Origin of the sequence: Paenibacillus sp. P22 (genome assembly GCF_000469945.2) — a bacterium.
Classification (GTDB): domain Bacteria; phylum Bacillota; class Bacilli; order Paenibacillales; family Paenibacillaceae; genus Paenibacillus_O; species Paenibacillus_O humicus.
The window spans coordinates 1-20,700 of the sequence record NZ_CBRA020000061.1 but is presented as its reverse complement, the minus strand read 5'-3'; the positions used below and the strand labels follow the sequence as shown (position 1 = coordinate 20,700).

General features: G+C 58.2%; 19 protein-coding genes, 1 pseudogene and 1 riboswitch. Of the genes and pseudogenes, 8 read left to right on the top strand and 12 right to left on the bottom strand.

The window, feature by feature from the left end:
- A partial coding sequence (locus tag BN871_RS10070; RefSeq protein ID WP_048745753.1) for a carbohydrate binding domain-containing protein occupies positions 1 to 4,352 on the bottom strand: 4,352 nt, incomplete at its 3' end.
- A 279-nt stretch (positions 4,353 to 4,631) separates the two neighbouring features.
- On the bottom strand, positions 4,632 to 5,147 hold the full coding sequence (locus tag BN871_RS10065; protein ID WP_048745751.1) for a DUF6886 family protein: 516 nt from the start codon (positions 5,145 to 5,147) through the stop codon (positions 4,632 to 4,634).
- Between the two features lie 72 nt (positions 5,148 to 5,219).
- Between BN871_RS10065 and BN871_RS10060 the strand changes: the two genes are divergently transcribed.
- Positions 5,220 to 5,702 (top strand): hypothetical protein, encoded by a 483-nt coding sequence (locus BN871_RS10060; protein WP_021878718.1) that lies wholly within the window; start codon positions 5,220 to 5,222, stop codon positions 5,700 to 5,702.
- Here the strand turns inward: BN871_RS10060 and BN871_RS28970 are convergent.
- From BN871_RS28970 to BN871_RS10040, 5 genes are all read right to left on the bottom strand, one after another.
- Positions 5,666 to 5,860, bottom strand: a complete 195-nt coding sequence (locus BN871_RS28970) for an ATP-binding protein (protein WP_232312943.1) — start codon at positions 5,858 to 5,860, stop codon at positions 5,666 to 5,668. The genes BN871_RS10060 and BN871_RS28970 overlap by 37 nt on opposite strands.
- 42 nt (positions 5,861 to 5,902) lie before the next feature.
- Complete coding sequence (locus tag BN871_RS10055) at positions 5,903 to 6,937, bottom strand: histidine kinase dimerization/phospho-acceptor domain-containing protein (protein ID WP_021878720.1); 1,035 nt, start codon at positions 6,935 to 6,937, stop codon at positions 5,903 to 5,905.
- A 24-nt stretch (positions 6,938 to 6,961) separates the two neighbouring features.
- On the bottom strand, positions 6,962 to 8,605 hold the full coding sequence (locus BN871_RS10050) for an FAD-dependent oxidoreductase (RefSeq protein WP_232312941.1): 1,644 nt from the start codon (positions 8,603 to 8,605) through the stop codon (positions 6,962 to 6,964).
- Between the two features lie 333 nt (positions 8,606 to 8,938).
- The gene (locus BN871_RS10045) at positions 8,939 to 9,877 is read right to left on the bottom strand and encodes a DNA-3-methyladenine glycosylase (protein WP_048745750.1); all 939 of its coding nucleotides are present in this window, start codon (positions 9,875 to 9,877) and stop codon (positions 8,939 to 8,941) included.
- 62 nt (positions 9,878 to 9,939) lie between these two features.
- On the bottom strand, positions 9,940 to 12,027 hold the full coding sequence (locus BN871_RS10040) for a beta-galactosidase (RefSeq protein WP_048745756.1): 2,088 nt from the start codon (positions 12,025 to 12,027) through the stop codon (positions 9,940 to 9,942).
- Positions 12,028 to 12,160: 133 nt separating this feature from the next.
- On the opposite strand from BN871_RS10040, the gene BN871_RS10035 reads away from it, so the two are divergent.
- From BN871_RS10035 to BN871_RS10010, 7 genes and pseudogenes are all read left to right on the top strand, one after another.
- Positions 12,161 to 12,997 carry a helix-turn-helix transcriptional regulator gene (locus tag BN871_RS10035; protein ID WP_048745749.1) on the top strand — a complete coding sequence of 279 codons (837 nt, stop codon included), beginning with the start codon at positions 12,161 to 12,163 and terminating at the stop codon, positions 12,995 to 12,997.
- 99 nt (positions 12,998 to 13,096) lie between these two features.
- Complete coding sequence (locus tag BN871_RS10030) at positions 13,097 to 13,390, top strand: hypothetical protein (RefSeq protein WP_048745748.1); 294 nt, start codon at positions 13,097 to 13,099, stop codon at positions 13,388 to 13,390.
- 101 nt (positions 13,391 to 13,491) lie between these two features.
- A complete protein-coding gene (locus tag BN871_RS10025) occupies positions 13,492 to 13,884 on the top strand; it encodes a hypothetical protein (protein WP_021878725.1) in 393 nt (130 codons plus the stop codon).
- Between the two features lie 95 nt (positions 13,885 to 13,979).
- Complete coding sequence (locus BN871_RS10020) at positions 13,980 to 14,471, top strand: DinB family protein (protein ID WP_048745747.1); 492 nt, start codon at positions 13,980 to 13,982, stop codon at positions 14,469 to 14,471.
- A gap of 146 nt (positions 14,472 to 14,617) precedes the next feature.
- A pseudogene (locus tag BN871_RS29900) lies at positions 14,618 to 15,145 on the top strand (helix-turn-helix transcriptional regulator); the annotation flags it as partial.
- Positions 15,066 to 15,635 carry a WYL domain-containing protein gene (locus BN871_RS29895; RefSeq protein WP_332310209.1) on the top strand — a complete coding sequence of 190 codons (570 nt, stop codon included), beginning with the start codon at positions 15,066 to 15,068 and terminating at the stop codon, positions 15,633 to 15,635. The pseudogene BN871_RS29900 and the gene BN871_RS29895, both read left to right, overlap by 80 nt.
- Positions 15,632 to 15,934: a putative quinol monooxygenase gene (locus BN871_RS10010; RefSeq protein WP_021878728.1), complete on the top strand. Its 303-nt coding sequence runs from the start codon at positions 15,632 to 15,634 to the stop codon at positions 15,932 to 15,934. Before BN871_RS29895 ends, BN871_RS10010 begins: the two co-directional genes overlap by 4 nt.
- 230 nt (positions 15,935 to 16,164) lie before the next feature.
- Here the strand turns inward: BN871_RS10010 and BN871_RS10005 are convergent, their stop codons facing one another.
- The 5 genes from BN871_RS10005 to BN871_RS09985 all read right to left on the bottom strand — a co-directional run.
- Positions 16,165 to 16,749 carry a YdeI family protein gene (locus tag BN871_RS10005; RefSeq protein ID WP_127509447.1) on the bottom strand — a complete coding sequence of 195 codons (585 nt, stop codon included), beginning with the start codon at positions 16,747 to 16,749 and terminating at the stop codon, positions 16,165 to 16,167.
- A 164-nt stretch (positions 16,750 to 16,913) separates the two neighbouring features.
- Positions 16,914 to 17,663, bottom strand: a complete 750-nt coding sequence (locus BN871_RS10000; protein ID WP_048745745.1) for an amino acid ABC transporter ATP-binding protein — start codon at positions 17,661 to 17,663, stop codon at positions 16,914 to 16,916.
- Between the two features lie 20 nt (positions 17,664 to 17,683).
- Positions 17,684 to 18,403, bottom strand: coding sequence for an amino acid ABC transporter permease (locus BN871_RS09995; protein WP_048745744.1), 720 nt, complete (start codon positions 18,401 to 18,403; stop codon positions 17,684 to 17,686).
- A gap of 66 nt (positions 18,404 to 18,469) precedes the next feature.
- Complete coding sequence (locus BN871_RS09990) at positions 18,470 to 19,306, bottom strand: transporter substrate-binding domain-containing protein (RefSeq protein ID WP_048745742.1); 837 nt, start codon at positions 19,304 to 19,306, stop codon at positions 18,470 to 18,472.
- 100 nt (positions 19,307 to 19,406) lie between these two features.
- Positions 19,407 to 19,589: riboswitch (Lysine riboswitch) on the bottom strand.
- 434 nt (positions 19,590 to 20,023) lie between these two features.
- Positions 20,024 to 20,700, bottom strand: a 677-nt coding sequence (locus tag BN871_RS09985; protein ID WP_157060255.1) for a DUF4386 domain-containing protein, incomplete at its 5' end; no start/stop codon positions are given.

The following is a 20,700-nucleotide window of genomic DNA, read 5'->3' as shown; positions in this document are numbered from 1 at the left end:
GGCGTCGCTCCTCCCCCAGGCGYYGGYGTCYMMGCTCCTCCAGGCGTCGGCGTCGCTCCTCCTCCAGGCGTCGGCGTTGCCCCTCCTCCAGGCGTCGGTGTCGCTCCTCCCCCGGGCGTCGGCGTCGCCCCTCCTCCAGGCGTCGGCGTCGGCTCTCCGCCCGGCAGGTCCGCCGTTTTGATCAGCGACACGTCGTCCACCTTGATCCAGTTGCCCCCGCTGTCCTTGGAATGGAAGCCGACGGTGAGCTTGCCTTCCCGAACCTCAAGCCCGGACAGCTTCACCGATGCCCATGAGCTCTCTCCTTGCGGAATCGCCGCCTTCCGTACGGCTCCCTGATCGCCCGTCGCCGTCAATTCGGCGGCAATCTGGCCGCCCTTGGACTTCGTCCAGGCTTTCAGCTCGTAGATGCCGGGCTCGAGGCCGTCGACTTCCTGCGAAGTCGTGGCTTCATAGGCTTTGTCGTTCCAATGGACGAGCGCATACTGATCCGTACGCGCCCCGCCCTCCAGCTTGACAATGCCGTCCGTAACCTCGGCGCCGGAGGCGTCCTTGCTGGACCAGTGCTTCGGCAGCACAGGCCATGCGCCCGCATCGACGGCTTCCTCGAAGCCCGGATTGAGCAGCCGGTTGTTCGCCGCAGGCGCCGTGCCGTCATCATAAGGGTTGCCCGGCACGTTCACGTTCAATGCCGCCATGCTGCTGTGAAGGACGGTCCCGTCAAACAGCTCGATGGCAGCCGTCGCCTCCTTCATGCCGTTGGCGATTTTGGAAGTGGCGTACGACCAGGTTCCGTCCGGCTTCACCGGAGCATGGAACGTCTGCTTGCCGACCTGGATGCGGACGAATTCCGCTCCGACGGCCGTGCCGCTGAGGGTGTAAGGCAGCGTTCCGATGACGGCTCCGCTATCCCGGATGGCTACGGACGCCGCGTTCAGCCTGTCGGTAAAGTCCGCTCCCTGGATGTCGTCGACATACAGCGTCCCGGAAGAGGACAGCGAATCCGGCGATCCGCCGAGATAAAGGGAGAACGTCTTGATCTGCCGGGTCGGATCCGGACGGTCGCCGGGATCGCCGCCATACCAGCTCGGATAGCGGAAGGAACTGAACGGCACGTACATCAAGCGCGGATCGCTGCCGCGGAAGACCGCCTTCGTCTCCCAGAACTTCCCGGCGTCGTCGGAAAACTGGATCGCCAGCTCATTGTTCGACCCGTCCGGCTGCAGCCAGAAGCTGAAGCCGTCATAGCCGTCCAGCTTCAGGTAATCGGGGCTGAAGCTGCCGCCCGCATATCCCGGACCGCTGAAGTCGTAGTCCATCCGCAAGCCGTAATCGCCTTCGGATTTGCGGGAGCCGTCCAGCGATACATCCAGGACTCCGCCACCGGTGTTGCGCGCGAATGCTTTTTGCACCAGGGCATTGTAGCCGCCGTACCCTTCAAAATTGTCCAGCTTGGAGGCATTGGCCATCCGCACGTCGTCCACGACGATGCTGCCCGCTGCGGCGGAAGTCCCCTCCGTCTTGCCCACATACAGGCCGAATCCGGTTACGTCGGACAGATCGATCGGGCCTCGGCCCGCATCCCCCGCCGCAAGCGCAAAGTCCGCAAGCTTGACCTCCAGCGCGCGCGCTGCCGTGCCGCTCAGCGAAGCGGCTGCTTCCCATATCCGTCCGTCTCCCGTGGAGAGCCTGAAGCCGAGCTTACTGCCGCTGCCGTCCGGCTTCACCCAAGCATGCAGGGCATCAAAGGAAGACAGGTCGGCATGGCCGATCGGCCTGCTCAGTCCCGCAAACGAAGCGGAGCCGAATTCGTAGCTGATTCTCGCTCCGTAGCTGCCCCGGTTCTTCGAGCCGCCGTCCAAGGCGATCGAGGCATGGCCCCCATCCTCGTCCCGCTCATAACGGGCAGCGATGCTCTCATCCTTGCCGTAATCGTATTCGCCATCCTCGAGGACGTTGGCGGGCGGAGCTTCCGTGAGCGGAATCAGCGCCGACCCGAAGCCGATATCGGCTTTGGCGAGAGCCGGAGATTCCGGGCTTCCGCCTGCCGGATAATCCGCTTTGATGTAACGGGTGCCCGCCGGCAGCTCGAATCCGGCATACACCTTGCGGCTCCATCCGCCGGCTGTCTCCTTGCTGGTCACGGCCGGCTGCAGCGGCTGGTAATTCAGGCCGTCGATTGAACCCGACAGCTGCAGCTCCTCTCCGCCGTTCGCATACGAGGTGAACCGGTAGGAATTCATGTCGCCTGCGGCTGCGTACACAAGCTCCGCATGCTCTCCGTCCAGGCGGCTGAGGACCGGCAGCCCTTCCGTGCCGGCGGAAGCGCCGCGAACGGCCAGATTGCCCGATGCCGAGTCCGGCTGACCGTCGAAGCTGCGGTCTACGATCAGCCCGCTGCGCACCGGCGCCGGGACAGGCCGATAGCCTTGACCGGAATAGGCGTATTCCAGCTCGACACGGTCGATCAGAACGGAGCTGCCGCCGTCGATGACCAGCTTCACGTATCGTGTATCCGCCGGAAGCGCGTCTGCCGTCCACATCCCGTCTGCCAGCCTCGGCTGGATTTCCGCATACTTGCCGTTGACCGAGGAGACGAACAGCCGCATCTTTCCGCCGCCCTCGCTCTTTATCCGCACCGCCTCCAGCGGAACAGGCGCCGCATAGGTAAGCGTGCCCGGCATCGCGCCGGCGGCATAGGCTTTGAAGCCTTGGCCGAGCTCATTCCAGTTGTCCGCCTTGTTCAAGACATTGGAGGACTGGTCGTAGGCATAGGTCCGGCGATTCTCCTTCGGACTCTGCATAAGGCTCATTTCATCCGTGATGAGATGTCTGACCGTCGTACTCACGACGTTGGACCACGCCGATGCGCCGGACTCGTTGACTCCGCGCACCCTGTACTGGTACGATGCGCCAGTGATCGCCTGCTCGTCGTGGAAAGCCTTCGTTCCGGCGCGTCCGCCGTCGGAGACGCCGGTCCCGACCGTCTCCCAGTTCATCCCGTCTGCGGAGCGCTGCACCTCGTAGCCCGATGCTCCGACAACGCCCTGCCACTTGATGTCCGCGACCGAATCGATCGGGAACAGGCCCGGAGCTCCTTCCGGCGCCTCGATTGCGGGAACCGCGGACGTCTTGCCTTTATCCAGCGCATTCATGTAATGGGCGTAGTTGTATACTGTCCGGATAATATCCGTCTCGCCGTAATAATCGCCCGAGGCGAAGCCCGGCCAGTGATACGAGGCCCAGTTGCCCGGATCCTCGTCATGCCAGTAGAATCCGCCGTCCTCCTTATGCGGTCTCAGCGACCAGATCATGATGCCGGAGGTGCCGTTTTGCAGCGCGGCGTTGTACAGGGCCTCCACCGGCTCCTTGGTCGTATAAAGGCCGAACTCGCCCAGTATATAAGGCTTCTTGCCTGCAGCCATAGCCGCATCGGCATTGATCTTGTCGATAAAATTGCCGGTATAGAAATGATTGCCGACGATGTCGATATGATCGTCCGTCAGCGAAGCGGCGTTGATCGAGAAGCGCCCGTCGAGCAGCAGCTGCTTGGGCTGCTCCTCCTCCTTGATGTAGCGGGCTATTTCCGCCGTCCATGACTGCGGGAACTTGTCCTGGTTGTAGCCGCCCAGCTCGTTGCCCGTCTCCCAGGCCAGAATCGCCTTATCGTCCTTGTATTTCACTCCCGTAATCGTGTTGGTGCGGTTCATCATGTAATGGACGACCTGCTTGAACAGGCCGATGACCTGAGGGTCGGTGTAGAACTTCCAGCCGTCCGGATCCGTCGCCGCATCACCCGTTATCGTACCGGGATAGACGAAGTTGACATAGCTTTCAATGCCGCCGACCCACTGCCATTGATCGACGAACGGGATGATGATCCGGACGCCGGTCTCATTGGCAAGCGCGAGCATGCGGTCCATCTTGGCGAAGCCTTCCTCGCTGAACTGCATCCTGCCGCTGGAATCCGGTCCGAGGATAAAGGCCGAGCCTTTGTTGGATCCGTCGTAACGGAGAACGGACGGCACATAGGAGCGGGTCACTTTCCCGCCCATCGCCTTGATCGTGCGCAGGGCGTCGTCCTGGGAAAATGCCGAGTCCCCCAGCGCACCGGGATAGTTGAGGCTGGCAAAGCGATATTCCCTGCCGTCCTCCATCAGCTTGTCTCCTTCTGCCGTAATGTAAGAGGAGAACATGGTATTTTCTCCGTATACCTGATCCGGAACGCCGCCGTATACGGATTCCGGCACGCTCCCTTTTTCCGACGCCCCCGCTGGAGAAGCTCCGGCTGCCGGCCCAAAGGCAGGCGTCATCAGACCGAATGCCAGCACCCACGATAAAAGCGCTTTCAATATAGGTTGTCTCGAACTTCCAGAACTGGACAATTCCATTCCTCCCGTCATGAACATGATTGACGCTTCCTTGCCGCCCTGAGCCCTCTCTTCCTCTCCCCGATTTGCAGTCCTGCTTCAGCCTCCCTTCCTGTTTTGTTTGGTAAAACAAGGTACGAAGACATAATTTCAACGAAATTATAGGTATCACATAAATTTATGTCAACTATTTTCAAATTATTTATACCTTCTTATTCTTGAATTCAAAAAAAAGACCCTTCAGCTAACGGCTGAAAAGTCTTATCTCGCGTTGCGGAACCGGATGATGGAAAACCGGCGCAGCGACGATCCCCGAATGACATCCCTGGCGGGAAAGAGGCTTGGCGTCACGCGGAGCTCGGCGCCGCTTCGCTCGATTTCTCCCAGAAGATCAGTCATGCGCTCGACCGATCGCGGGACGACCGTCTCCTTCGAAACATAGTATCCCGCGGTTGCGTCCTCCACCCGGAATGCGGCGGCAGGCATCTCATACCGGTACAAAACCGCGGCCCGAATGCGCTCCAGCCATCGGCTCTCGACCATAACGATCCGAGCGGCGCCGGACATCCCGAACAACAGCTGCTCCTCCCGCTCATCAAGCCCGGGCTGGCGATCGTAGATGATCCGCGGGCATTCCCGCGGGAAGAAATAATTCACGCTGTGCTCTTCGTCGACAGCCCATACCGCGGCAGGCAGACCGTCACGTCCCGGCCTTGGCCGGGGGACAAAGCGGCTGATGAAGGACTCCTCGCTGAAGTGGTAAAGAAGAGGCTCCAAGGCGTCGTTCTCCTTTCGGCTGCTGCATAAGATAGCTGGGAAGACAGAATACAAAGCGGAAGAAGGCATCCCATGACTTGCGCATCCTCCGCCGGCCGTTCCGGCGGGAACGACGGCATCATCCGATTCACCGGCTGCAGGCGATGTTCGGCCGATGCGCCGCAGCCCGGGCTCGCGTTCAGCAAAAGCTGCCCGGCCCGGCATCCAGCCTGCTCGCTGAGCTCATCCGGCGCCATCCGGATCAAGGCCGGCGGAATCTACCTGGCCGGCATCGCCATAACAGGCGGCAGCTCCATTCTTCCCGCGCTTGCGGTCAACGGAACTCCCCTCCCGGGCGCTCTGCACGGCCCGAACGGCAAGGAAGCGCGAATCGCTTACCAGCTGGTCGCGCTCCAGCGCAGCGACCTGCTCGCGCTGCTGGATCTGTCCGCTCCGCTGAACAGGCTTCTCCGGCCGCCCGGCGGCCATGCCGGGCCGGATGACGCCGCTTGGACATTGACGCTCCGCCGGCTTGAGGATCAGGAGGACGCCGGATTCGGCGCCATCGGCAAATGAATCTCGCAAATCGTCCCCTGATTCGGCTTGCTGCGGTAATACGTCCGGCCGCCCATCGCCTTGATCAGGTTCGTCACGACCATGAGTCCGAGTCCGGTTCCCTTGTCCTTGGTCGTATAGAACGGCATCCCGATGCGCTTCAGCTGCTGCTCGTTCATCCCCACTCCCGTATCCCGGATGAAGATCAGAGCCTTGTCGTTCTACTGCCTCGTGCTGACGGTAAGGACGCCGCCTTCCGGCATCGACTCGATTCCGTTTTTAATGATATTCAGCAGGCATTGCTGGAATTTCTTCGAGTCCCCGACAATGATGAGCGGCTCTTCCGTCGAATGGCTCGTCACGAACTCGATGCCCGACATGACGCATAAAGGCTTGACCCATTGCTCGACGCTGCTGAGCTCCTGCCGGATATCGAGCGGCTTCGGCTCTTCGACGGAGGGCTTGGAATAATTGAGATAATCGGTAATGATGGCATTGGCTCCGTCGATGCCTTCAAGGGCATGGTTGCGGTATCGATCCATCGCCTGCTGGTCCAGTCCCGGCTTGCCCATCAGCTGGAGGAAGCCTCTGGCCGTCGTCAGCGGGTTGCGCACCTCATGCGAGATGGAGGCGGTCAGCTGCCCGATGAGATGGTATTTCTCCGCGTTGAACAGCTCCTCGGTCATCCTCTCCTGATGCTTCACCAAATAATAGGTGTAGGATACAAGCGGAGCGGAGAGAAGGGAGCCCACTGTAATCAACAGCACTTCCGTCTGGCTGAAAGTGATCCCCTGTTCGGCCATGAAGCCGTAACTGATTCCGATATGAACGCTCTTCAAGAGAATATGCAGCAGAATCATGAGCCTGATCGACTCCGACAGCTTGATCCGGTAATGGAAGATGATGCCCAGCACGGTCACGACGGCGCAGGCGATGGTAGGCGGAAGCCAGTCGTTGCCCGCAATGAAGACATTGCCCCATACGAATGCCGCCGCGGTCGCCGTCCCTGGAATCCACCCCTCGAACAAGGCGACCATGGCGACGCACACCGGCGTCAGATGGAGCGCGTAGACCAAGGGATCGATTTCTTCGTAGGCCAGATAGAAGTAGCTCTGGACGATGAGGATGAGAACGAACAGGATTTTGCGGCCATGGCGTATGAACGATACTCTGGGCGTAATGATCAAGAAGAGCAGACACGCGGTCAGATAATACATCAGCCCTTGGAATTCGCGTGCAATTATATTTTCAATCACGGCAGGAAATCCTTCCTATCCACTCTAGCCGACAATTCTGCCGTTCCAGGGCAGCCCGTTTTCCCACCGGGATTTGTCCCTGCTCCGGTTCAAGATCAGCCAATCGTATTGGTACATATCCCATATCTTGCATTTGTCGGCCTTGAGATCATAATGATCGATGATGGCGTTGACGGCTCTGCGTGCGGCCTCGTTCGCGCCCTCCATCGTGGCGAGATCCGTATTGGTGCGCACGTAATCGGAAGCCAGGAACAGATTCGGCACGGCCGTATAGGCGTTGGGCCGCAAGTCCCATGTATGCACCCTGTTGACGAGCAGAGGCTCCATGTTGGTCACGGAATTCGGATTGGGGAACTGGATGTCCTCGTCGAGGAACCAATGCTCCAGCTGCTCGTCGCGCAGCAGCTCCGCCTCATGGTTGAAGCTTTTCTTGAGCTGCGCCCACACCTCGTTCTTGATCTCCTCGGCCGAGCATTGCATGGCGGGACGGCCGTAAAGAATGCCTTTCTCCTGCCAATCCGAGATATCGACCGAAATGACTCCCCTTACCCGCCCGTTGCCGTATTGGGTCAGATCGATGCCGGGCCAGAACTGCTTCTGCGAGACGAGCGTCAGCGCCCAAGGGCTGTCCATGCAGATGATGTGGCCGTGGATCAGCTCGACGTCCTCATTGAGATAGAACTGGATGCCGTTCATCCACTCGACGGATTCGCTGAGCGTCCTGAGCTTGCCGAGGAGAGGATCGGCACTGGCAAGCTCAGGCGTGACGAGTTCCGCCATGACCTCTACGGGCAATGCAGATATGTAGGCATCCGCCACAACCGTCACCTCCTCGCCGCCGACGATGACGGCAACGCCGGTCACGGCGCCGTTCTCGCAGGCAATCGACTTGACCGGGGCATTGCGATGGAACTCGACCCCGAGCGAGAGAAGATAGTCCTGCCACGGCTTCAGCCAGGCTTCGTTGGTCGGGGCGTTCAGCAGCCGGTCGGCGCTGCCTCCCGGGGTGATCATATCCATCATCAGGGTCGCTCCCACCGTGCCGATCGTGCAGGCGTTCGCCTCCTTGGCCTTGGCGGCGACAAGAATGCGGGACAGCCCTGCGAGAATGCGCTGGAACTGCTGGGATTGCTTGTCCGCTTCGATGAAATCCCACCAGGAGACACGCTGGTATTCCAGGTATCGGCGGAGGTCGCTGCTGGAGGCGAGCTGGTAGAGCTTGCCGGCATAGTGCTCGGCTTCCGCCCGGGTCAGGCCCAGATCGTTGCCGAAAATGGATTCCAGCAGCACTTTCCAGTCGGAGGCGTTCGCCGGGAACTCCGTGACGAACGGCTGCATCGGCCGATCGTCGAAGGCGACGCCGAGCCGGGAGCCCTCCACCAGATTATCGAAGACGCCGCGCTTGTTGCCCGGGAAGGGAATCCGCTTCATCGTGTCGGGAAGATGCTTGTAGAACTTAGGGAAGAAGCGGAAGCCGTGCTCTCCGGGGAGATCCTTTCTTCCCTCGGTGCCGCTTCCCTTCACATCCATGCTCCGGGCTTTGCCTCCAGGTATGGACCTTGCCTCGTAGACGGAAACGTTGAAGCCCCGCTCCGCGAGCTCATGGGCCGCGCTCATTCCCGCCACGCCCCCGCCCAAAATGACAATTTTCGGCATGACCTTATTCAAATCGCCATCTCCTTCTCTAGCATCCATTATTTGTTAGCGAACACCAATAGGCTGAAATACACATAAACTCTTTCCACATAGTACCATCGAACTAATGTCTATTACTGTCGAATTATATCAATAAATGAAATAAATTTTTGCAGCAGGCGTCCATCCCTTCCATTTAGGCGCGAACCTGCATTCGCTCTTCCGGACAGCAAACGCTTCCAGCAGCGAATGAGGATCAAAAGAGAATCATAAAAGGCGTCCCCTGGCGGAGACGCCTTCTGCCCCTAGCAACCCCTAGCGATTCGGGTCCGATCGTCCGGCTCCGTCGCGCTTGCTTCCCATTGATCAATACAAGGTTCTCCATAGATAAAAAGTCGCATAGGCCTCCCAGCCCTTCCATGGCCGGGCCAGCTCCCTGGCTTCATCCGCCGTCGGCCTGCGTTCCATGCCGCCGGCCGCCTTGATCGCGTTCAGCAGCCCGACGTCGGCGGCCGGCAGCGCCTCCGGCATGCGCAGGCAGCGCATCATGACATAATGGGCCGTCCACAAGCCGATGCCGCGAATAGCGACCAGCTTGCTTTCCGCGCCTTCCCAGCCCGCCTCGAGCAGCGACGGCTTGTCCAGCGTACCGTCCGCGACCAGACGGGCGGCTCCAATCAGGTATTCGGACTTGCGGCCGGTCATCTGCAGCGCCATAATGTCGGCCGGCTCCAGCGAAGCGACGACGGCCGGCTCCGGGAAAGCCCAATATTCGCGCCCGTTCCAGCTTACGGAGCGGCCGAACGTCTCGGTGAACCTTTTTTTGAGCGTGTAAGCGAACGCCAGATTGATCTGCTGCCCGATGATCGCCCAGCAGACCGCCTCGAACAGATCCGGGATGCCGATCATCCGCAGTCCCCGGAACGTCCGGCCGGCCTCGCGCAGCAGATCGCTGCTCTCCGTGAGGACATAAAACGGCTCCAGATCCCGGTCCAGATCGAACCATTCCAGCATATAAGCTCCAATATGCTCCCTCATGGCTGGAGAAGGGGCGTCTCCCATCGGAAACGTGGCGACGAGACGAGGGACAGCTGCCGTACCGCTGCCATCCTCCGCGTAATCCACCCGGACCAGAATCTCTTCCCCGCCCCGCGCGAACAGCTTGACCAGCGAATTCCCCTCCACGGCATAGAGCGCTTCATCGCTGGAGCGGCTCAAATAAGCCAGGGCGGCAGCGTAATTGAAAGGTTCGGGCACCGGTACGACAATGGGCCCGGCGCCCGCATGAGGCGTAATTCGGTTCATCGACAGTCCTCCCTCGTTGGGCGGGGGCTTCCCGCCCTCTAAGGGCTATTTTAGCACAACCGCTATGAAATCCGGCCGGATTGTACGATCCGCACGCCTTTTCCCGGCACGGAGACACGGCCGCCGACGGTCGCTCCGGTCAGCAGATCGACGCCACCGCCTGCCGGAAGCGCCGCCCATCCCTCCTCCGCTCCATGGTTGAGCAGGAACAGGTACCGTTTTCCGTCTTTGACGCGGACGGCGGCTTCCAGCTCCGCCGACGCCTCCTCCACAAGCGCTTCAATGCCGAGTCTGCTGCACAGGCTTCCGAGGAAGTCCCGGAGGAAAGCCGGCTCCGGGCTGGAGGCCACGTACCACGCTTCCCCCTCGCCAAACCTGTTGACGGTCAGAGCCGGCATGCCGCGGTAGAAGTCGTCGCCGTAGACCGCCTTCACCTCCGCTCCTTCGCTATGGATCAAGTCGCAGAGCAAGCCGCATTCATACTCGGAACGCATGCCGGCGACAGCGCGCGGGCCGCCGTCTTGAGCGTCCGGCCCGCCCGCAAGCTCTCCGGATGCCGTCATGACGATCCGGTTGCGCTGCTCCGGCAGAAGCGCGTCGATCTCCTCGGACCAGATGCCGAGCAGCTTCCGCAGCTCGCCTGGATAACCGCCGGTCCGGACGAGGTCGTTCTGGTCGACGATGCCGCTGAAAAACGTCGTGATGAACGCTCCGCCGGCGGCAGCGAAGGCTTCCGCCTTCTCCGCGAAGCCTGGCTTCACCATGTACATCACGGGAGCGATGACGAGATCGTAGCGGGAAAAATCCTCCTCGACGCCGATGATATCCGCCTGGATATGCCGGCTGTACAGCGCGTCGTAATACTTGTGGACTTCCTGCGCGTAGTTCAGCGCCACCGTCGGACCGCTGCTCAGCTCCGTCGCCCACCGGTTCTCCCAGTCGTATATGATGCCGACCTTGGAATCCGCCCTTGCGTCCAGCAGCGTATCGCCGAGCTGCTCAAGCTCCCGCCCGAGCTCCGCAACCTCGCGGAATACCCGCGTATGCTCATGGCCGGAATGCTCGATCACGGCCCCGTGGTATTTCTCGCAGGCTCCGACCGACCGCCGAAGCTGGAAGAACATGACCGTGTCCGCGCCCCGGGCAACCGCCTGCCAGCTCCACAGCCGCATGACGCCGGGGCGCTTCAGCGAGTTGTACGCCTGCCAGTTCTGCTGGCTTGGCGTCTGCTCCATCAGCATGAACGGCTGGCCGCCGCGCAGCCCCCGCATGAGATCATGCGCCATCGCCGTGAAGCTCGGCGGCGTGTCGATGGACGGATAGTTGTCCCACGAGACGATATCCATCTCCTTGCCCCATTTGAAATAGTCCAGCTCCGGATACAAGCCCATCAGATTCGTCGTCACCTGAATGTCGGGCGTCAGCGCCTTGACGGCATCGCGCTCCAGCTTGAAGCAGTCCAGCAGGCTGTCCGACTGGAAGCGCCGGTAATCCAGCGAGATGCCCTGAAAGTTGGTGCGGCTGCCGCCCCACTCCTCGCTGAGCGCGTTCGGCGGAACGATTTCCTCCCAGTCATAGAAGGTGTGGCCCCAGAAGCGGGTATTCCAGACGCGGTTCAGCTCCTGCAGCGCGCCGTACCGCTGCCGCAGCCAGCCGCGGAAGGCCGCCGCGCAGTTGTCGCAGTAGCAGTAGCCGCCGTACTCGTTGCTGATGTGCCAGATGAGCAGAGCCGGGTGCCGGCCGTAGCGCTCCGCCAGCTTGCCGGCCAGCGCCGTGGAATAGCGGCGGTAGACCGGACTGTTCGGGCAGGAATTGTGGCGTCCGCCGAAGCGGCGCTTGCGGCCCTCCCAATCCACCCGCAGCACCTCGGGATGGCGCTTCGCCATCCAGGCCGGATGGGCTCCCGTGCCGGTCGCCAGACAGATTCCGATGCCTTGCCCGTGAAGCAGCTCGAACTGCTCGTCAAGCCAGGCGAAGTCGTACGTATGTTCGTCCGGCTGATCGAGAGCCCAGGAGAACACGTTGATCGTGGCGACATCGATCCCGGCCAGCTTGAACATCCGGTGGTCCTCCGCCCAGGTGTCCCCGTCCCACTGCTCGGGATTGTAATCGCCTCCATACCAAATCTTGGGCAGTTTCGAATTTATCATGATCAGGCACCTCTTCCAGGTGTAATATAAGGATATCTTCATTTTAAAAAAGGAATGATCTCCTTAAAATCCAATCTTATGGCCGACATATATAAGAATATGGAACTACGTTGAGCTTAGGAGGTCCATAACGATGAACATCGCCGGACATCGCCGGGTCGTTCCCGTCCAGCTGCAGGACAGGCCTCTGCCGGTCCAGCTGGAGAGCATCGGCTTCAACCCGGACCAGGAGCCGTTCCATCGCGGAGACGGCTACCCGGTCTACCACTGGCTGCAGACGCTCGCCGGCGAAGGACGCGTCTCCTGGAACGGCCATGCGGAGACGCTGCCGCCCGGCAGCGGACTGCTCCTGCCGCCGCGAGAAGCCCATAGCTACCGCAGCGGAGGCGGCGTCTGGCAGACGGCCTACCTGACCTTTGCCGGACCCGAGCTGCCGGGCCTCATGGCGTCGCTGGCGCTGTCCAGTCCGGCGCTCTACCGCTGGGAGCCGGGATCTCCTCTGGACAGCCTGCTGCTGAACAGCCTGGAGCTGCTGGAAGGCCAAGCCGATCCGCTCGGGCTGGAATCGTCCCAGCAGGCGTACCGGTTCCTGCTGGCGCTGCGCACGTACTCCAGCACCGACGAAGCCGCCGGCGTGTCGCAGCGGCTGCGCCAGCTCGAGCCTCTGCTGTCCTGGCTGGAGGCCAATCTTCACCAGCCGGCGATCGGGCTCGGGGACCTGGCCGCAGCCGCAGGCCTCTCCGGCCGCCGGCTCAATACGCTGTTCCGCAGCCTGTTCGGCCTGTCTCCCTACGCCTACCTCGTGCGGCTGCGCATCCGCCGAGCCCGCGAGCTGCTGCTCAGCCGTCCGGGCGAGCCGCTGCGAGTCATTGCCGGCCAGACCGGCTTCCGCGACGTCAGCCACTTCATCGCGACCTTTCGCCGCCTGACCGGCGATACGCCGGACCGATTCCGAAGCGGGCGGGCATGAAGCGGGCAGGAGTCGGGGCCGACTTTTGCTTGGAATGGGACAATTCACCGTGCGAATAGGATGGTCCATACATGTTTCCCTTTGCAAGGAGGCCAGGCTATGACCGTCCCCATCCCGTTTGTCCGCAAGAGCCAGTTCATTTTCATCCTGCCCAAGCATGCCTTCCACCAGATGGTATGGCTCGACTTCGCCGCCGGATCCGCCACCGCCTGGCTGATGGAGGAGGGGCATCTGGCCAAAGTCCTCATCTTTGCCGGCAGCGGCTTCGTCCCCTATGTGCTGAAGAAAAGCGTGAATTCCAGCCTCAGTCCGCTTCAGCCGCGTCTGGTCCGGTACCATTGCTCCCTTTGGTCGAAAAGAGCAAAAAGCAGCCCGATCTGGACCCGGAACTGATCCGATCAAAATCCAACTTCCATTCAACCCCTTTTATTCCGTGACATGGATATTTTCTTTGGATAGGATAGAAGAGATCCTGCTTTGGAAGGGAGTTCTCCATGAAACTCGGCACCTATTCGAATTTAATCGCCAGCGTTGTCCTTGGCGCCTCCTTTATCGGCGGCTGCCTGATTGTAGCCTCAAGCAAGGAAGACGCTTCCCCAGCCATCGTCCAGCCCGCCGTCTCCAGCCCGGCCGGCTATGAATCTCCTTGGGACAAGCCGCTGCTTACGATCGATGCGGCAGCAGGGTACCTCGGCATTCCCCAGGGCCAGCTGGAAAAAATCCTCAGCGCGGAGAGGGCACTAAGAATGAACTCCGGCGTAACGAACGCATTGCCGTACATCGTCGTGGAAGGAAGGATTTACATCAGCAAAGCGGCTCTCGACAATTGGGTGCTTGAGGCTTCAATGGCAGGGCGTACATACGTCAACGGGAAAATCGTGAACTAAACCTTCCCATCACTGACCGCAGCTGTCAGTGAGGGTCCGTTATGCTTGTTCCGTAACGGAATCGGCGGCTGAGCCGCCCAGTGGAGGGATGCTTGATGTTTACGTCTATCGAGGATTTTGAAAAGGAATGGAAAGCGGAAGCGGAGCTGACCGCAAGCGTACTGGATGCTCTCACCGATGAATCGCTCGCCCGGCCGGTCGCGGAGAAGCGCCGCACGCTCGGAATGATTGCGTGGCATTTGGCGGAGTCGATCGGTTACATGGCCTCCATGGGGCTGGACTTCACCCCCGCGGATGCAGGGCAGCGTAATTCCGCAGAGGGAATCACATCGGAATACAGGCGCGTCAGCCGTGATATTGCGGATGCCGTCCGCTCCGGGTGGAGCGACGAGACGCTGCTTCAGAAGCAGGAAATCGGCGGCGAGCTGTGGGCAAACGGCGCTTCGCTCCGATTCACCGTCATGCATCAGGCCCATCACCGGGGGCAGATGACGGTGCTGATGCGGCAGGCGGGCTTGCGCGTTCCGGATGTATACGGCCCGAGTTATGAAACCTGGGTGGAGAAGGGAATGGCTCCCCTGCCCTGACTCCGTTAAAATGGACGAAACGGCACCCATGATCTCCATCAGGCGCAAACGGCGCTGAATTCCATTCTCAAGCTGTCAGCGGCAAAACCGCCTGCTTATGACGGACATCTGCGAAGGGACTGAGTCCATTGGCCAAAGCCGACAATATGCTCTCGATTCTCTGGCTGCTCCGCTCCGGCCGCAAGATGACCGCCAGACAGCTGGCGGAGTCGCTGGAGGTGCACGTGCGCACGATCTACCGCTGCATCGATTCCCTTTGCGCCAGCGGCGTTCCGATCCTGGCCGATTCCGGCCCGAACGGCGGCTACCGGATTCTGGATTCGTTCAGCGAGTCCCCGCTGTTCTTCGATCCGGATGAGCAGCGCGCTCTCGTCCAGGCTTCCGTTTTTGCCCGGGAAGCAGGCTATCCTTACAGCACCGACCTCGTCCATGCGCTGGACAAGCTCATGCGATACGCGACGGACGAACAACGGAGCCGGCTGGCCAGGCATGCGGACGGACTGGAGGTCGTCCATTCCCCGACAGGCCCGCTGGAGCAAGAAGCTCTCCGGGTGCTGGAAAAGGCCGCCGCCTCGGGCGAGACGGTCATCATGGATTACGACAAGGGCCACGGAGAATCCGGTTCCATCACTGGTTCAAGCACTGGTTCAAGCCGCCGGGAATTCGATCCGTACGGAATCGTCCATTGGAAAGGGGCTTGGTATACGGTGGGCTTCTGCAGGCTTCGGGGGGGAGCTGCGAAGCTTCCGTGCCGACCGCATCCGAAGCGTCGAGAGCAGCAGCCTCCGGTTCGAAAAGCCGGAGGGCTTCTCCGCCAAGGAGTATTTGCTGAGCAGCCTGATGCCGGGCGCGCTGGAGAAGGAGCCGCTCGTCGACGTCGTCCTGGAAGGAGCGCCGCTTGCGCTCGGGGAGCTGTGCCGACACTGGCTGTTCGGGCATTCCGTCGCAGAGCGGCTTCCGGAACGGCTGCATCTTCGGCTCGGCGGCGATTCCCTCCAGACCTTCGTTCCTTACTTCCTCCTTCCCTACGGCCGCTCCCTGACGATTATCGAGCCGGCCAGCCTCATCGAGCGGATGGTGCAGGTGAGCTCAGAAGCGGCCGCCCATTATACGGATATGCTGAAACGACATTCAATATCAACGAAAGGCAGGTTGAAACCATGAGCAAATATGCAATGTTCGGTAAAATGAAAGCCCATCCGGGAAAGCGCGCCGAGCTGCTCGACCTTCTGCTCGGAGCCGCCAAGACCCTCGACGAAATGGAGGGCTGCGAGCACTACATCATCCATGAAGCGGCCGATGACGAAGACACGATCTGGATTACCGAGCTGTGGCAGAACGAGGAAGCTCATGCCGCTTCCCTGCGCAACGAGCAGGTGCTTGCCGTCATCGGCCAGGCACGCCCGCTCATCGCCGCGATCGAGCCGATCCGCGTCAGGCCGGTCGGCGGCGTCGGACTATAGGCGGCAAACAGGACAAAAAAGCTTGTCTCCGCAGGCGCAAATGCGCCTGGACGGGGACAAGCTTATCTTGGATAGTCGCGAACAGGCCGACTGACTGCTGCCCTGCCCTTGACCTTTATGTTTAATCGCCATGCCTTCGGTGCACTCAACAGGATGAAATGTTTCCGGGGCTTGGTCAGGATTGAAGCCTGCACCGATAAGGATTGCTCCGCTCAGCCTTGCAGCATCCCCTAATCATTCAATCCCTTGCCATCGAGAATCTGCTGCGTATATTTCTCCACCCTCGACTCTCGAGTCTTGGATTGCTTGGGGGCCGAAAAATAAAGAAGGTAAGCTCTCTGCCTTCCAGGCGTCAAGGCTTCAAAAGCAGCCTTCAAGGCAGGCATCTCATCGAGTTTCGTTTGAAATTCTTCCGAAATGGCATATTCGGTATTCTTTTTAAATTCCACTTTCAAACCGGCTTTTTCAACTTCAATGGCTTCATTGATATAGGCTTTCAAGATCGTTTCCTTATCAACGATTTCCTGGAGATTGGCGAACCGGATCTGGCGCGCCGCCTGTACATTTTCCGTTTGTCGAATCAGAATCCCGTTGGCATCCTTCAACAAGGCGCCTTTATGGAACAGGAGCGCGCAATAATCTTTGAATCCGTGGATGATCACGATGTTTTTGTTCTCGAACGTATAACAAGGATGCATCCACTTGAAGTCTTCGGTCAGCCCGCAGTCAAGAACGATCGCTCTCAGCTTCTCATATTCGGCCTTCCACTTTTTCGATTTCCGAATAAATCCATCTACCTTTGGATTCGTTGACATGGTTGAGGAACACTCCGTTTTCATACGAGAGGAGGGACGCGTATTTTCGGTTCCAACTGCTCGTTTATCCTGGTTTGGCTGTCCGGTTTGCCTTTGGTGCTGATATCATCTTATCACACCTGAAGCGCAGCCGCTTCCGATGGCCAATCAACAGTAAGGACTTGTCAGGCCCGATCATGCTGGACGAATGTCCTCTTCAGAAACTCTCTCGTGCGCTCCTGCTTCGGCCGGCTGAACATTTGCTCCGGTGTCCCTTCTTCGGCGATAACGCCTTTATCCATGAACACCACCCGATCCGACACTTCCCTAGCAAAATCCATTTCATGCGTGACGATGAGCATCGTCAGGCCGGAATGGGCCAGCTCCTTCATCACCTTGAGCACCTCGCCTACCATCTCGGGATCGAGGGCAGATGTAGGCTCATCGAACAACAGGACATCAGGCTCCATGGACAACGCTCTGGCAATCGCCACGCGCTGCTTCTGGCCGCCCGACAATTGCTTGGGCTTGGCGTTGATATAAGCCTCCATGCCCACTACCTTCAAATATTTCCTTGCCGTCTCTTCCGCTTCCGCCTTGGAGCGCTTCAACACCTTGATCTGGCCGACCATGCAATTGTTCAGCACATTATGATTTTCAAACAGATTGAATTGCTGGAACACCATCCCCAGCTTTTTGCGATAGGAGGGAATATGGTGGCTGCCATCCAGAATATTCCGGCCCCGATAATGGATTTCTCCGCCGCTGGGAATCTCCAAAAGGTTGATGCAGCGAAGCAGCGTCGACTTCCCCGAGCCTGAGGAGCCGATAATGGTGACCACTTCGCCATGATGGACGGAAAATCCGATATTTTTCAGCACTTCATTCATGCCGTAGCTTTTATTGAGCTGTTGGATTTCAATGACTTTTTCCATAGGTTTCTGTCTCCTCTTGCTTATCGGGCGGGTTCCATCTCGTAGCTTTTGGAACCATCCAGCCTTTTTTCGAAGTAGCGCAAAATTCTCGTGACGGTAAAGGTCATGACAAAGTAAATTACGCATGCGACAAAGAAGGATTCAAAATACCGGAAGTTGTTGCCCGCAACCGACTTCGTCAGGAAATAAAGCTCCGAAACGGAAATCACGTTAAGAACCGAGGTATCTTTGATATTGATGACGAATTGGTTGCCTGTTGCCGGCAAAATATTGCGGATGACCTGAGGTAAAACAATGTTGGCCATCATCTGCATGTGAGTCATGCCGATCGCATGAGCCGCTTCGAACTGTCCCTTATCGACCGACAGAATTCCGCCCCGGACAATTTCCGCCATATAAGCACCCGTATTGACGGACACGACAATGAAAGCTGCGGTGAGCACATTCATGTTGAAGTCGAAGGCCAGTGCCGAGCCGTAATAAATGACTACTGCCTGCACGATCATTGGTGTGCCGCGGAACACTTCAATATATACCGTCAAAAGAAGGTTCGCGCTCTTGAGCATGATCCGCTGCGCGGCACGTCCAGGCGTCGGTATCGTCCTTATCACGCCAGCCAACAAGCCGATGACGGCGCCGATGACGGTTCCCACCAATGAGATCAAAAGCGTCATCCCTGCCCCGCGCAGGAACATCTGCCAGTTCTCTTCGACAATTTTTACAATCCATTCCAAACTCATGCCGATGCCTCCCATTCATTCATTACAAAACCGACTGTATGGCATACAGCCGGTTCTCCGTTGGCATTATTTGGCTGCAGGCTGATTTTTTATCGCTGCATCCATGATGCTTGTGCGCTGCTCTTCCGAAATTCCTTTTAGAATATCGTTGATTTTCGCCGTATACTCGCTGCCCTTCTTGAGGCCGACTGCAATCGCCGTGTCATCCTCGGAGGTTTGGAAGCCGTCCTTGAATTCGACCATGACGAGGTTAGCGTTGGCCGCGGAAGCGCTCACCGCCTCCGGGCGCTCCGACACATAACCGTCGATCATTCCGGACTCGAGCGCTACTCTCATGACCGGGAAGTTGTCCATCGCCGTTTGCTTGGATACGCCTGTAATCTGGTCAATGACCGAATAGTGGAAAGTGTTTAGTTGAGCCGTCACTTTAGCCCCGTTGAAATCCTGGATGGAAGTGGCGCCTTCGTATTTCCCGCCTTTTTTCACGACCATCACCAAGTTGGACTTGTAGTAGTTGTCGGAGAAATCAATCGTCTCCTTGCGCTCAGCGGTAGGGGACATCCCGGCAATAATCGCGTCGATTTTTCCCGAAGTCAAGGCTGGAACAAGCCCATCCCACTCCGTCTTCACAATCTCAAGCTTTTTGCCCAAGCCGTCTGCGATCTTCTTCGCGACTTCCACATCGTAGCCGCCTGCGAATTCAGAAGTTCCGGCGATGCTGACGCCGCCATTGGAATCATCTTTTTGAGTCCAGTTGAACGGCGCGTAACCCGCTTCCAGTCCAACCTTGAACGTATCTTCATTTTCTGCCGTTGATCCGGCATTTCCCTTTGAACCGCAGCCCGTTATCATAAGCATGGCGGAGAGCAGCAAGATCGAAAATACCTTTGTCTTCATCTTCATTTTTTGTCCTCCCGGAATCTCTTTTTTCAAAACAAAAAAAGCGGCCTGAGATCAGCTCAGGCCGCACGATGCCATAATACCTTATATGCCTCTGCTTCCCTGGGAAGATAGCTCAACTCAATGAACGGGGAGGTTCATTGAGACAGTCCTGCAGCTCTTAACTGCAGACCCAGCAAGCAATACGGAGCGTATTACCCACTTCGGCGGCATTTCCTTCTTCATAGCCTCATCGCCTTCTCAAGCTCCGCTACAAACTGTTAAACGCCGCGCCTCTACCTCACCGATAGTGTGAGGCAATATTCAGTTATCATAACTATGCTATAGGAAGCGGAAGATTGTCAATGTATATACACGGATCAATTGGCGGAAACATACCATTTCTAACGGCGGAATGTTTCTTTCATTTCTAAAATATCGTGTACATTATTTAACATGTATATTGTTGATACCTCTCGTACAACTAGCGTCGTGGTTCCCTTGGGCTTATTAGAATCGAGTTCTAATATTATCATCACTTGTCGTACCGTTCTCCGTGCTGTCTTTAACGGCAAGTTTAAGGCCATCCTTTTGCAGGATGGCCTTCTGCTGAAGCATGCGCCAGTCCCCCGCTGTTACCGATGCCGCATATGTTTTGACCAGTATTTCATTGCCCTTGGGCGTAGATTTCTCTACTCCTTCAGATGAAGAACACCGGGCGACCGTATTTGGATTACCGTTCTAGGGTTTGCTCAAATGGACTGCAGATTCATTAAAACCTTTCGTGATGAGCCACACCGCCAGGATCATTTCATTGGCGAATATTGGAAGCGCCAAGACCGCCCCCCAAGCAGAAACTTGATCAATGACCCCGAACATTTCTAAAAAGGCAGCTAGAAGAATCAGTGCAGACCCTGTCATACCTAACAAGGGGATGAACCTGGGTACAAGTTTGGACTTATAAAAGATATAACTATACATCATCGTATTTATTCCTAGAAATAAATTAGGTCCAAGCAAAAATGTATAGTCATGCACTGCTTTTAGCAATGTACCCGAAACCTGATAAGACGCGATATCCGGGGCCCCCGCTGCTACATAGTTTTGACTTAAGGCCAGCAGGGACAGGACGCTGATCACCCCTACCGTAATAACAACAGCCTCCAAAAACCGGAAACAAACATGCCAAAGAGCAATCGTTTCATTGAATTTCCGTAAAAAAGGAAACATGGTTGTTGCAGTGCCTACCGCCGCAATGACAAGCATCAATTCCATAACCGCCCCAAGCACCACCTCGTTGGCATGCGCGGAACCTTGAACCAGGTAATCGGGATCATTTAGGACCGGTTTGTATAAGATAAGCCCTCCTATAATTGATGTAACGGCTGCAAGGATAAACAGAACACCTACGATTCTTR

Coding starts and splice junctions, on each gene's coding strand:
- BN871_RS10020 (WP_048745747.1), top strand. CDS start 13,980: ATGTTTACGTCTATCGAGGATTTTGAAAAGGAATGGAAAGCGGAAGCG.
- BN871_RS10005 (WP_127509447.1), bottom strand. CDS start 16,749: ATGTCAACGAATCCAAAGGTAGATGGATTTATTCGGAAATCGAAAAAG.
- BN871_RS10035 (WP_048745749.1), top strand. CDS start 12,161: ATGAACATCGCCGGACATCGCCGGGTCGTTCCCGTCCAGCTGCAGGAC.
- BN871_RS09990 (WP_048745742.1), bottom strand. CDS start 19,306: ATGAAGATGAAGACAAAGGTATTTTCGATCTTGCTGCTCTCCGCCATG.
- BN871_RS10060 (WP_021878718.1), top strand. CDS start 5,220: ATGACTTGCGCATCCTCCGCCGGCCGTTCCGGCGGGAACGACGGCATC.
- BN871_RS09995 (WP_048745744.1), bottom strand. CDS start 18,403: ATGAGTTTGGAATGGATTGTAAAAATTGTCGAAGAGAACTGGCAGATG.
- BN871_RS10000 (WP_048745745.1), bottom strand. CDS start 17,663: ATGGAAAAAGTCATTGAAATCCAACAGCTCAATAAAAGCTACGGCATG.
- BN871_RS10010 (WP_021878728.1), top strand. CDS start 15,632: ATGAGCAAATATGCAATGTTCGGTAAAATGAAAGCCCATCCGGGAAAG.
- BN871_RS10045 (WP_048745750.1), bottom strand. CDS start 9,877: ATGAACCGAATTACGCCTCATGCGGGCGCCGGGCCCATTGTCGTACCG.
- BN871_RS10040 (WP_048745756.1), bottom strand. CDS start 12,027: ATGATAAATTCGAAACTGCCCAAGATTTGGTATGGAGGCGATTACAAT.
- BN871_RS10025 (WP_021878725.1), top strand. CDS start 13,492: ATGAAACTCGGCACCTATTCGAATTTAATCGCCAGCGTTGTCCTTGGC.
- BN871_RS10030 (WP_048745748.1), top strand. CDS start 13,097: ATGACCGTCCCCATCCCGTTTGTCCGCAAGAGCCAGTTCATTTTCATC.
- BN871_RS28970 (WP_232312943.1), bottom strand. CDS start 5,860: ATGAACGAGCAGCAGCTGAAGCGCATCGGGATGCCGTTCTATACGACC.